The 11,804-nt window shown below is 34.1% G+C and carries 12 protein-coding genes; 9 read left to right on the forward strand and 3 right to left on the reverse strand.

The annotated features are described in order from the left end of the window. Positions 1–114 precede the first annotated feature (114 nt). The gene (locus tag AB3G36_RS16240; RefSeq protein ID WP_367754508.1) at positions 115–711 is read right to left on the reverse strand and encodes a hypothetical protein; all 597 of its coding nucleotides are present in this window, start codon (positions 709–711) and stop codon (positions 115–117) included. 228 nt (positions 712–939) lie between these two features. On the opposite strand from AB3G36_RS16240, the gene AB3G36_RS16245 reads away from it, so the two are divergent. From AB3G36_RS16245 to AB3G36_RS16280, 8 genes are all read left to right on the forward strand, one after another. Further along, entirely contained in the window at positions 940–1,323 is a 384-nt protein-coding gene (locus AB3G36_RS16245) for a RidA family protein (RefSeq protein ID WP_367754510.1), read from the forward strand. Between the two features lie 70 nt (positions 1,324–1,393). Next, complete coding sequence (locus AB3G36_RS16250) at positions 1,394–2,650, forward strand: voltage-gated chloride channel family protein (protein ID WP_367754512.1); 1,257 nt, start codon at positions 1,394–1,396, stop codon at positions 2,648–2,650. 69 nt (positions 2,651–2,719) lie between these two features. Further along, complete coding sequence (locus AB3G36_RS16255; RefSeq protein ID WP_367754514.1) at positions 2,720–3,727, forward strand: bifunctional oligoribonuclease/PAP phosphatase NrnA; 1,008 nt, start codon at positions 2,720–2,722, stop codon at positions 3,725–3,727. A 6-nt stretch (positions 3,728–3,733) separates the two neighbouring features. Further along, positions 3,734–4,417 (forward strand): gliding motility-associated peptidyl-prolyl isomerase GldI, encoded by a 684-nt coding sequence (gldI, locus tag AB3G36_RS16260; protein WP_367754516.1) that lies wholly within the window; start codon positions 3,734–3,736, stop codon positions 4,415–4,417. 19 nt (positions 4,418–4,436) lie between these two features. Continuing rightward, positions 4,437–5,561: a peptidylprolyl isomerase gene (locus tag AB3G36_RS16265; protein ID WP_367754518.1), complete on the forward strand. Its 1,125-nt coding sequence runs from the start codon at positions 4,437–4,439 to the stop codon at positions 5,559–5,561. A gap of 41 nt (positions 5,562–5,602) precedes the next feature. Then, positions 5,603–6,784: a peptidylprolyl isomerase gene (locus AB3G36_RS16270; protein WP_367754520.1), complete on the forward strand. Its 1,182-nt coding sequence runs from the start codon at positions 5,603–5,605 to the stop codon at positions 6,782–6,784. Between the two features lie 381 nt (positions 6,785–7,165). Beyond that, positions 7,166–7,621, forward strand: a complete 456-nt coding sequence (locus tag AB3G36_RS16275) for a hypothetical protein (protein ID WP_367754522.1) — start codon at positions 7,166–7,168, stop codon at positions 7,619–7,621. A gap of 267 nt (positions 7,622–7,888) precedes the next feature. Next, positions 7,889–9,430 (forward strand): IS1182 family transposase, encoded by a 1,542-nt coding sequence (locus tag AB3G36_RS16280; protein ID WP_367752421.1) that lies wholly within the window; start codon positions 7,889–7,891, stop codon positions 9,428–9,430. 79 nt (positions 9,431–9,509) lie between these two features. Here the strand turns inward: AB3G36_RS16280 and AB3G36_RS16285 are convergent, their stop codons facing one another. Further along, entirely contained in the window at positions 9,510–9,746 is a 237-nt protein-coding gene (locus AB3G36_RS16285; RefSeq protein ID WP_367754524.1) for a hypothetical protein, read from the reverse strand. A 188-nt stretch (positions 9,747–9,934) separates the two neighbouring features. Here AB3G36_RS16285 and AB3G36_RS16290 point away from each other — a divergent pair, with 188 nt between their 5' ends. Further along, positions 9,935–11,476: an IS1182 family transposase gene (locus AB3G36_RS16290; protein ID WP_367752421.1), complete on the forward strand. Its 1,542-nt coding sequence runs from the start codon at positions 9,935–9,937 to the stop codon at positions 11,474–11,476. Positions 11,477–11,555: 79 nt separating this feature from the next. Here the strand turns inward: AB3G36_RS16290 and AB3G36_RS16295 are convergent, their stop codons facing one another. Beyond that, positions 11,556–11,792, reverse strand: a complete 237-nt coding sequence (locus AB3G36_RS16295; protein ID WP_367754524.1) for a hypothetical protein — start codon at positions 11,790–11,792, stop codon at positions 11,556–11,558. Positions 11,793–11,804: the final 12 nt, after the last annotated feature.

Here is an 11,804-nt window from a genome sequence, read left to right on the forward strand (position 1 = left end):
AAATATACCAAGCTTTCTATTTAGAAAACAAAACCTCGAGCGAACATTAAAAAAAATTTAACCTAATCAATCTTAAATAATGCTTTCAAAACCATTTTTTATATAAAACTGTACTTATTCTTTATTTATGATTATAGTAGCCATATATCCTATACCTATGTTCCATTGACTAGACGAAATTAACTTCCCTTTATCATCATACACTTGAAATTCGGCTGTATTAGGTGGTGCAAAACCTTCATTTAATGCCTCAAAATCGATTCTATTAGTTCCTTTTTCAAGTTTTACATCAAATACTTTAAAGTTACCATCCAAAAGGACATCGTAATCTATAACCTTATAATTTACATAAATCCTAATTCTATCCCCATCGACATAAGCTCCATCACGATATTGTACTCTTGCCGTTTTAGAACTCGTTTTATAAACGCCTAAATCTTGATTTCTTCTGTAGGCTTCAGAAGCTACAATAACATTACTTTTAGGTACTTTAAAATTATTTTCTGGTATTGCAGTAGCAAAATAAGGCAATACTTTAGGTGGTCCCGGAATTGATGGCACTACTGGTTTTACTTTCAAATCTTTAGCCTTAGGAGGAATCACTTTAAACTTTGTACTAAATTCTTCCTGCGAGTATCCATTAAAAACCATCCCTAAAAGGAAAAGAAAGAGAAAAATTCGATTCAAAAAAATTTTATTATTATTCATCATTCCTTTTTAAATTAAAACCACTTTATAAAATCGCCAACCTCTAATTATAAACTCCTATTTATAACTATAAATTTCAATAAATATTACTTTTTCAAGCAAAAAAACATTTTATTAAAAACGAACATTTTATATAAAATCAGTGTTTTTTACTTTACTATATTTTTATAAATTGCAAAAAATATACCAAAATTTAAATTGAGTAGAATTCAACAAGAAAAAACGAATAAAATGAAAAGAGAAAACATATTAACAGGCTCTCCTTGGGAAGATAAAATGGGTTACTGTCGTGCGGTACGCATTGGAAACATTATTGAAGTTTCAGGTACAGTAGCTATTGTAGATGGTGAAAAAGTAACCGCAACGGATGCTTACGCACAAACATTCAATATTCTTGAAAGAGTAGAAAAAGTTTTAGAAGACCTAAATGCAAGTATGAAAGATGTGATTCGTACTCGAATATTTACCACTGACATCACAACATTTGAAGCGGTTGCTACGGCGCATGCAGCCTTTTTTAAAGATGTAAAACCAACTACAGGTTTTTACGAAATAAGCAAATTAGTGGCACCAGAATACCTTGTTGAAATAGAGTTTACTGCTGTACTTGCTTAAAAACAGCATAATTTAAAAGGATTGTAATACTTTAGCAAAATAAAGCATTACAATCTTTCTATTTAAATACATGAATTTAGAAAAAATTAAAAAAATAATTGTGCTCGGTCTCAAATGGATTCTCATTTGTATCCTGATAGGCTTTTTCTCTGGTTCAGCCTCAGCTCTACTATTAGTTTCTTTAGAATGGGCTGCACAATATAGAGAACAAAATAGCTGGATTATTTGGCTTTTACCAATCGGTGGTTTACTTATTGGTCTTTTGTATCATTATTATGGAGCATCAGTGGTGCGAGGCAATAATTTATTACTGGAAGAATACGAGACACCAAAAAAGACCATTCCATTAAAAATGGCGCCTTTTGTACTTTTTGGAACTATTGTAACCCATCTTTTTGGTGGTTCAGCAGGACGTGAAGGAACGGCGGTTCAAATGGGAGGTTCAATTGCCGACCAATTTACCAAAATCTTTAACTTAGACCCAGCCGAAAGAAAAACATTAATTATATTAGGAATTAGCGCAGGTTTTGCCTCCGTTTTTGGAACGCCATTAGCAGGTGCAATATTTGCTTTAGAAGTATTATATTTTAGTAAAATTACATACAAAAGTATTGTTTTGTCTTTCCTAGTGGCTTTCCTAGCTTATTTTACAGTAGAATTATGGGACGTAAAACATACGCATTATTCTATTCCTATCACTCCCGACTTTGGGTTTGAAAAACTGCTTTGGATCATTCCAATAAGTATTTTGTTTGGACTTGCAGCGATGCTTTTTTCGAGAAGCACGCATTTTTGGGGAAATTTATTTTCGAAAACAATACCATACCCACCACTACGTCCTTTTGTAGGCGGACTCCTTTTTGCGGTAGCTATGTATTTCATCAGTACAACAAAATACTTGGGTTTAGGAGTTCCTATTATTGTTGAGTCCTTTTCAAAACCAAGTGAATATTATGACTTTTTACTGAAAATTTTATTCACGGGATTTACGCTTGGAGCTGGTTTTAAAGGCGGTGAAGTTACCCCACTTTTCTTTATAGGTGCCACATTAGGGAGCACTTTATCCCTTTTTGTACCACTACCCATAGCACTTTTGGCAGGAATGGGATTTGTAGCAGTTTTCTCGGGAGCAACACATACTCCAATAGCTTGTACCGTTATGGGTATGGAACTTTTTGGAGTAGAAAGCGGCATTTATATTGGACTTGCTTGTTTTATAGCCTATTTCGCATCGGGTCCTATAGGCATCTACCATTCCCAAATAGTCAAAGGACCCAAATATCATTTGTACGAAAAATTTAAAAGAAGAAATTTAGATAATTTCTAATATCTAAAAAGCATGTTAAATTGCAAATGATTAAAAACTTTACATTAAAAAAATGTAATTTCGCAAACTATGAAAACACAAGACATTCAAGCAGTACAAATACTATTAGCAACACCAAAAAAGATAGCAATCATCCCACACAGAGGTCCTGACGGAGATGCTATGGGTTCAACTTTAGGTTTGTATCATTTTTTATTAAAAAATAATCACCAACCAGTAGTAATTGCACCAAATGAATTTCCCGATTTTCTAGCTTGGCTTCCTGGGTCTGAAACCGTTAAAATATTTGAAAAAGACAAAGAAAACTGCACTAAAATACTTGAAGAAGCCGATTTGATATTCACATTGGACTTCAACGCATTACACCGTGTAGGATTAGAAATGGAAAAAGTACTAGCAGAGATGAAAGCACCATTCATCATGATTGACCATCATCAAAAACCAGATGATTATGCTACAGTCACTTATTCTGATACTTCATTTGGATCTACTTGTGAAATGTTATACAACTTCATTGGGTTTTTAGACAAAAAAGGAGCTATTGATAAAACAATTGGAACTTGTATCTATACAGGAATTTTAACTGATTCTGGTTCTTTTAGATTTCCAGGAACTACTGGGAATACCCACCGAATTGTTGCAGAATTAATCGATTTAGGAGTTGAAAATACCAAAATACCAAATTTACTTTTTGAAAACAGCTCGTACAGTCGTTTACAATTGTTAGGAAGAGCACTTCAAAACATGAAAGTATTGACAGAACACCATACTACCTACACGACGCTTACTCAGGAAGAATTAAATACTTTTGAACATGTAAAAGGAGATACGGAAGGTATTGTAAACTACGGATTAAGTATTAAAGGAGTTGTATTTACGGCTATTTTTATTGAAAATAAAGAAGAAAAAATCATCAAAATATCTTTCCGTTCTCAAGGGGATTTTGATGTGAATGAATTCGCCAGAGAACACTTTAATGGAGGTGGTCATCGTAATGCTGCAGGAGGAAAATCAGACGTTTCAATGAGTGAAACAGTAAGTAAATTTGAAGATTTAGTAACAAAATTAACGATATAGTCCAATATGAAATATACCTATTTAATTGTAATTACACTCTTTTTATCTGGACTAATTTCCAGCTGTAAACAGCATCAAGAAGCCAGAAGACCTATTTCACATACGTCTGGGACTTTCATGAAAAAATCAGTGGCTAGAAATAAAAAACTAGTAGCGACTGAAGAAGATCAAATCAAGACACTAATGAAAAGCAAACCAACTGTTGAATATTTTTCTTCATCAAAAGGGTATTGGTATTCTTATGAAATAAAAAATGACATTGATACAATCAGTCCAAAAAAAGGAGATATTGCTTACTTTGATTATGAAGTAAAAGACCTTGACGGCACTATTATTTACTCTCAACTAGAATTAAGACCTCAGGTTTATCATATCGACAAAGAAGATATCATGATGGGATTAAGAGATGGAATTAAACTAATGCATAGAAATGAAAAAGTAAACTTTCTTTTCCCTTCTCATATGGGTTTTGGGTATCATGGAGACAATAAAAAAATTGGGGTCAATCAGCCTTTACTTTGCACTGTAACGCTACGTGATTTTAGACCTGAATCAACTTATAAAAAACAAGCAGAATTAGAGACATTATCTACTGACAATACTTTAAAAAAGGTAAATAAAGACACCACTCCAAGGTCTCAATCCGCCGTAAAAAAGACGATAACTCAAATAAAAGATACCTTAAAATAATTCGTTAATTAATATCAATATGAAAAAAAGCATCCTATTTGTATTACTTGTACTTGCTACCTTGACATCCTGTAAAGATGAAAACAGTAATCTTCCTGATGGCTTATATGCCAAAATAGAAACAAGTAAAGGAACAATCATTCTAGCCTTAGATTACAAGCAAGCGCCTATTACAGTGGCTAACTTTGTGACTTTGGCCGAAGGAAAAAATGACTTTGTTACCAATGATAATCTTAAAGGAAAACCTTTTTTTAATGGTTTAAAATTCCACAGAGTGATTAAAGATTTTATGATCCAAACTGGAGATCCACTAGGAACAGGATCTGGAGACGGTGGTTATAAATTCAAAGACGAATTTAACGATTTGCGTTTTGACAAAGGTGGTATTATGGCCATGGCTAATAATGGTCCAGCAACAAATAGCAGTCAGTTTTTCATCACTCATGTTGCCACTCCATGGTTAGACGGAAAACACACCATTTTTGGTCATGTAGTCGAAAACGGAATGGAAGTGGTTAATAAAATTGAGCAAAATGATTTTATAAAAAGTGTTACCATCATTAGAAATGGTGAAGCAGCAAAAAAGTTTAATGCTGTAAAAACATTTTTCAACTATTTTTCTGTTGAGTCAGAAAACCAAAAGAAAAAAATGGAAATCGATGCTCAAAACAAAAAAGCATACGATGAAAAATACAAAGATGTTCGAGAAGATAAAGTAAAATATTTCAATGCTTTAAAGAGTAAAGCGACTAAAACTTCAAGTGGTCTTAAATATGTAATCACTAAGAAAGCCGGTGGTAAAAAACCAGAAAAAGGGTCAACGTTATACATTCATTATGCAGGTTTCCTAGAAGATGGCCAACTTTTTGATAGTAGTATTGAAAATGTAGCACAAACTTTTGGAAAATACGATCAAAACAGGGCCAATCAAGGCGGATATCAACCTATTCCATTTCAAGCGGGAAGAAAAGATGGCATGATTCCTGGTTTCATCGAAGGATTAGAAAAATTATCTTTGGGTGATAAAGCAATTTTATTCATACCCTCGCATTTAGCTTATGGCGCAGGTGGTGCAGGAGATGTTATTCCTCCCAATGCAAATATTGTTTTTGAAATAGAGTTATTAGATCCAAGTGCAAAATAATAAATAAGACCAAAAAAAGGTAGACCTTAAATTTAAACAAGATGAAATTTAAACTTTTAATTTTAGTATTTTTTGGAGTATTAAATACCCAAGCTCAAAATACAAAAAAAGCCGTTACTACAAAAAAAACAGCTGTATCTACAACAAAATCCATTGTTAAAGCACCCGTTGCTATTGAAGGAATTTTTGCCACAATAGCTACAAACAAAGGAGATATTACCCTACAACTAGAATACCAAAAAGCGCCCATTACAGTGGCTAATTTCATTTCACTTGCGGAAGGAAAAAACACTTTTGTAACTGATGAAAAATTAAAAGGGAAACCTTTTTTTGACGGTTTAAAATTCCATAGAGTAATTAGTAATTTCATGATTCAAACTGGAGACCCAACTGGAAGTGGTGCCGGTGGAACTGGATATGCGTTCAAAGATGAATTTACCGATTTAAAGTTTGACAAAGGCGGTGTTTTAGCCATGGCTAATTCTGGTCCAGCAACAAATTCGAGTCAATTTTTCATAACGCACAAAGACACACCCTGGTTAAATGGCAAGCATACCATTTTTGGTCATGTAACTCAAGGAATGGATGTTGTTAATAGTATTGCTCAAGAGGATGTAATTACTAAAGTGACTATTACACGAAAAGGAGCTGCTGCTAAATATTTTGATGCATCAAAAGTATTTGCTAACTACTATGAAAATAAAGCCGAAGACGCTAAAAAACAAGCTTTAATTGAAGCCGAAAAAGTAAAAGCAACTAATGAAAAGTATGCAGGCGTAATTGCGGCTAAAGTAGCCTACCTTGCTGCTGCCAAAGCAACTGCTACCACTACTCCATCTGGTTTGACTTATAAAATCATACAAAAAGGGACAGGAGTAAAACCAGTTGATGGCAGTACATTCTACTTCCATTATGCCGGTTATTTTGAAGATGGAACTTTATTTGACAGCAGTTATGAAGAAGTAGCCAAAGCATACGGAAAATACGATGCCAATAGAGCTGCACAAAACGGATACGCCGCCTTTCCTTTTCAAGCAGGAAAGAAAGACGGAATGATCCCAGGTTTCTTAGAGGGATTAAGCGTAATGTCTTATGGTGACAAAGCAATACTTTTCATCCCTTCTAACTTAGCTTATGGAGAAAGCGGTGCTGGTGGCGTTATACCTCCCAATGCCACTTTAATTTTCGAATTAGAAATGTTTGAAAAACAACCTACAAAATAAAAAGAGTCCTCTTTATTCATCACAACCGATTTGCACCTGTAAGTCGGTTTTTTTTATGCTTATTTTGGGCATGCCCCAGCTTCCACTCCGTTCCAGCAGGGTCGGGCTGTACGTTGCAATCTTTTATTACACTACGTTACATAAAAGGATTTCCACTTCCATCCCTCATGCAACCCCACGATAAAGAAATACACTAGAAAATCAACTCCCCTTTTCACCTCTCTTTCAATAAGAGCCATTTAAATAATAATCAGTCACTTAAATCGTTTAGCGAGTAAGAAAAAACTGCGTTTACCTTAAAAAAATACTAAAAAGATGTATATATTTGATGTTATATACAAGTTATGCGTCAGTTTGACAGAACGAAAAAAACAGATCTGAATGAAAACATATTTATTTGACACTGATGATTTTGTTTTAATCAGTTACTTGAAATCTGAAACTCCGGAAAAAATATGGTGGACACCAATTCAATATGTTTTTGAGTATGAAGATTTTTATATTGAAGCCGAAATATATTGTTGCGAGAATCCAAGTGAAAACACATATATTATGTCTGTCAAGTTTGAAAAAGTGAACGGTAAATACACAAACATAAATGGATGTATTGTTGTGTCCGAAAACAGAAAAATTTCAAATATTTATATTGTTAGAACATTAGTTTACTCTCAAAACTTAGTAGATGTTGGATTGCTAATAAATATCGAAAATGATTTTATTGATGCGTTTGTAAAAGATAATGATGACGATTTTTACAAAGTAGAAGATGACTATTTATTAGAAAACTTTGATTTTAAACATTTGCCAAAAGAATACGAATATATAATATTTGAATAAAAAACCGAACGCATAACAGCTACTACAACGGATTTGGGCAATTGGCTTAATGGAAAAATGGTTTTGTATTTGTGATGATTTGGCAAATCCGAATAATGACCTTAATTTAATCCCAAACCCGCTGTAGTAGCGGGACGTCAAACTGTCTAAAAACCTCCCTCCCCGTTATTTTATCATTTGTATTAAAAATCGTTCAAAATATTTTGATAACTAACTGATTTTCTTTATCTTTAAGTATGTTTTTTATACTGCTAAAAAAGATAGCTTATGAGTAAATTCATTTCTGGGACCAACAGAAACCAACTCCCTCTTTTTGCCTCATCCATCGATCAGGCCATTGCACAAGACAATCAAGTTAGACTCATTGATCTTTTTGTAGATAGTCTTAAATTACCAGATTTTGGATTCGATTTCCAATTTGTCGAAAACGGCAGACCTGCCTATCATCCTTCCGATTTACTTAAACTCTTTATTTACGGCTACCTCAATAGAATGCGTTCCTCCCGTGCTCTAGAAAAAGAATGTGCTCGTAATATTGAATTGATGTGGCTCATCAAAGGGTTAGCTCCAGATCATAATACCATTGCCAATTTCAGAAAAGACAATCCTAAAGCCATTGCTCGTGTTTTTCGTGCTACAGTAAAAATGGCTGCACACTTTGAACTCATTGGCGGAAGCCTTGTCGCTGGAGACAGTACTAAACTAAGAGCTCAAAACTCCAAGAAAAACAATTTCAATCCAGCTAAAATTGAGCGTCATATTGCATACATCGATGCACGATTGGAAGAATACAATACGGCTCTCGCCAAAGAGGATGCCGATGAAGTTGAGAAAGAAAAAATTCTAAAGAAGGTTAAAAAACATTCCTTTCAAAAACAAAAATATATCGAATATCAAAAGATTATTGACACCACTGGGGTAACTCAAATCTCTACTTCAGACCCTGATAGTCGCCAAATTATGACCAGAAATAATATCTCGGAAGTGGCTTATACCGTACAAACCACAGTAGATGCGCTGCACAATATCCCGATTGATTTTAAAGTCACTAACGAAAATGATTCTAAAGCTATGGGCGGTATGTTGCGTCGCACTAAAGCCATTTTAGGACACAATGATTTTACCGCCATTTATGACAAAGGCTATCACACAGGTAGCGAATTTCAATATGCTAATCGACTGGGAATTGACGTATTAGTTGCCATTCCTGGCGTATCAGCTCACGCACCAGATATAGCTTTTGATGTAGAGCATTTTAAATACAATAAAGACAACGATACTTATATTTGCCCCGCAAATCAAACACTGAACTCCAACGCAAACTGGTACAATAAAACAAACGGTAAGTCAATCACTAAAATGAAGCATTACAAAACAAATGCTTGTATGAGTTGTACCTTTTTTAATAAATGTACCAAAAACAAAAAAGGAAGACTCATCGAGAGATCCCAGTATGCCGATTTGATTTATGAAAACAAAGTGAGAATCGAGAATAATTATGAAGTATATCGCAGACGACAAGCCATAGTAGAACATCCTTATGGAGTAATCAAACGCCAATGGGACTTCTATTATATTATGACCAAGAAAACCATTAAACATGCCTCCGCTGATGTAGGACTCATCTTCACAGCCTACAACCTCAAGAGAATATTCAACTTAATTGACCAAAATGAATTAAAACAGTACCTAAAAACTGTGGCTTTATTTTTTGTTGTAATAAAGCCACTTTTTAAAGCTTTTTACGGTTCTTTTATAGTATTACCAATCCAATTCCTTTTTTACAAAAAGAAGCTAATTGTAATCTAAATCGTCTATATTTACTTTATAATTAATACAAAACAACGTTGTTTGCAGGTTATTAGACGAACTGACGTTGTAGGCAATTTTATTGTGAGTGTATTTCCTCCATACCTGCACATCCTAAACATTGTGATTCGCAACGGTCTTTATTGTTTTCTTGTCCATCACAATAAAACTGTTCGCTTTGCCCTACAACACACGATTGTATCAATTGCAAGGATTCGGAATTATCAGTAATTAATTGTAATATTTCATCAGCTTGTTCTTGTGGTGTTCTGTGAGTTTTAGTTATTATTTCTGCAATTTTGTTTTTAAAGTCCATAGTGTTTATTTGGTTTTATTAGTGATTAATCATTTGCAACTTATACAATCGTGGGAACGTCAAACTGTCTAAAAACCTCCCTCCCCGTTATTTTATCATTTGTATTAAAAATCGTTCAAAATATTTTGATAACTAACTGATTTTCTTTATCTTTAAGTATGTTTTTATACTGCTAAAAAAGATAGCTTATGAGTAAATTCATTTCTGGGACCAACAGAAACCAACTCCCTCTTTTTGCCTCATCCATCGATCAGGCCATTGCACAAGACAATCAAGTTAGACTCATTGATCTTTTTGTAGATAGTCTTAAATTACCAGATTTTGGATTCGATTTCCAATTTGTCGAAAACGGCAGACCTGCCTATCATCCTTCCGATTTACTTAAACTCTTTATTTACGGCTACCTCAATAGAATGCGTTCCTCCCGTGCTCTAGAAAAAGAATGTGCTCGTAATATTGAATTGATGTGGCTCATCAAAGGGTTAGCTCCAGATCATAATACCATTGCCAATTTCAGAAAAGACAATCCTAAAGCCATTGCTCGTGTTTTTCGTGCTACAGTAAAAATGGCTGCACACTTTGAACTCATTGGCGGAAGCCTTGTCGCTGGAGACAGTACTAAACTAAGAGCTCAAAACTCCAAGAAAAACAATTTCAATCCAGCTAAAATTGAGCGTCATATTGCATACATCGATGCACGATTGGAAGAATACAATACGGCTCTCGCCAAAGAGGATGCCGATGAAGTTGAGAAAGAAAAAATTCTAAAGAAGGTTAAAAAACATTCCTTTCAAAAACAAAAATATATCGAATATCAAAAGATTATTGACACCACTGGGGTAACTCAAATCTCTACTTCAGACCCTGATAGTCGCCAAATTATGACCAGAAATAATATCTCGGAAGTGGCTTATACCGTACAAACCACAGTAGATGCGCTGCACAATATCCCGATTGATTTTAAAGTCACTAACGAAAATGATTCTAAAGCTATGGGCGGTATGTTGCGTCGCACTAAAGCCATTTTAGGACACAATGATTTTACCGCCATTTATGACAAAGGCTATCACACAGGTAGCGAATTTCAATATGCTAATCGACTGGGAATTGACGTATTAGTTGCCATTCCTGGCGTATCAGCTCACGCACCAGATATAGCTTTTGATGTAGAGCATTTTAAATACAATAAAGACAACGATACTTATATTTGCCCCGCAAATCAAACACTGAACTCCAACGCAAACTGGTACAATAAAACAAACGGTAAGTCAATCACTAAAATGAAGCATTACAAAACAAATGCTTGTATGAGTTGTACCTTTTTTAATAAATGTACCAAAAACAAAAAAGGAAGACTCATCGAGAGATCCCAGTATGCCGATTTGATTTATGAAAACAAAGTGAGAATCGAGAATAATTATGAAGTATATCGCAGACGACAAGCCATAGTAGAACATCCTTATGGAGTAATCAAACGCCAATGGGACTTCTATTATATTATGACCAAGAAAACCATTAAACATGCCTCCGCTGATGTAGGACTCATCTTCACAGCCTACAACCTCAAGAGAATATTCAACTTAATTGACCAAAATGAATTAAAACAGTACCTAAAAACTGTGGCTTTATTTTTTGTTGTAATAAAGCCACTTTTTAAAGCTTTTTACGGTTCTTTTATAGTATTACCAATCCAATTCCTTTTTTACAAAAAGAAGCTAATTGTAATCTAAATCGTCTATATTTACTTTATAATTAATACAAAACAACGTTGTTTGCAGGTTATTAGACGAACTGACGTTGTAGGCAATTTTATTGTGAGTGTATTTCCTCCATACCTGCACATCCTAAACATTGTGATTCGCAACGGTCTTTATTGTTTTCTTGTCCATCACAATAAAACTGTTCGCTTTGCCCTACAACACACGATTGTATCAATTGCAAGGATTCGGAATTATCAGTAATTAATTGTAATATTTCATCAGCTTGTTCTTGTGGTGTTCTGTGAGTTTTAGTTATTATTTCTGCAATTTTGTTTTTAAAGTCCATAGTGTTTATTTG

Source organism: Flavobacterium sp. WC2430 (assembly GCF_040822075.1).
Taxonomy (GTDB): domain Bacteria; phylum Bacteroidota; class Bacteroidia; order Flavobacteriales; family Flavobacteriaceae; genus Flavobacterium.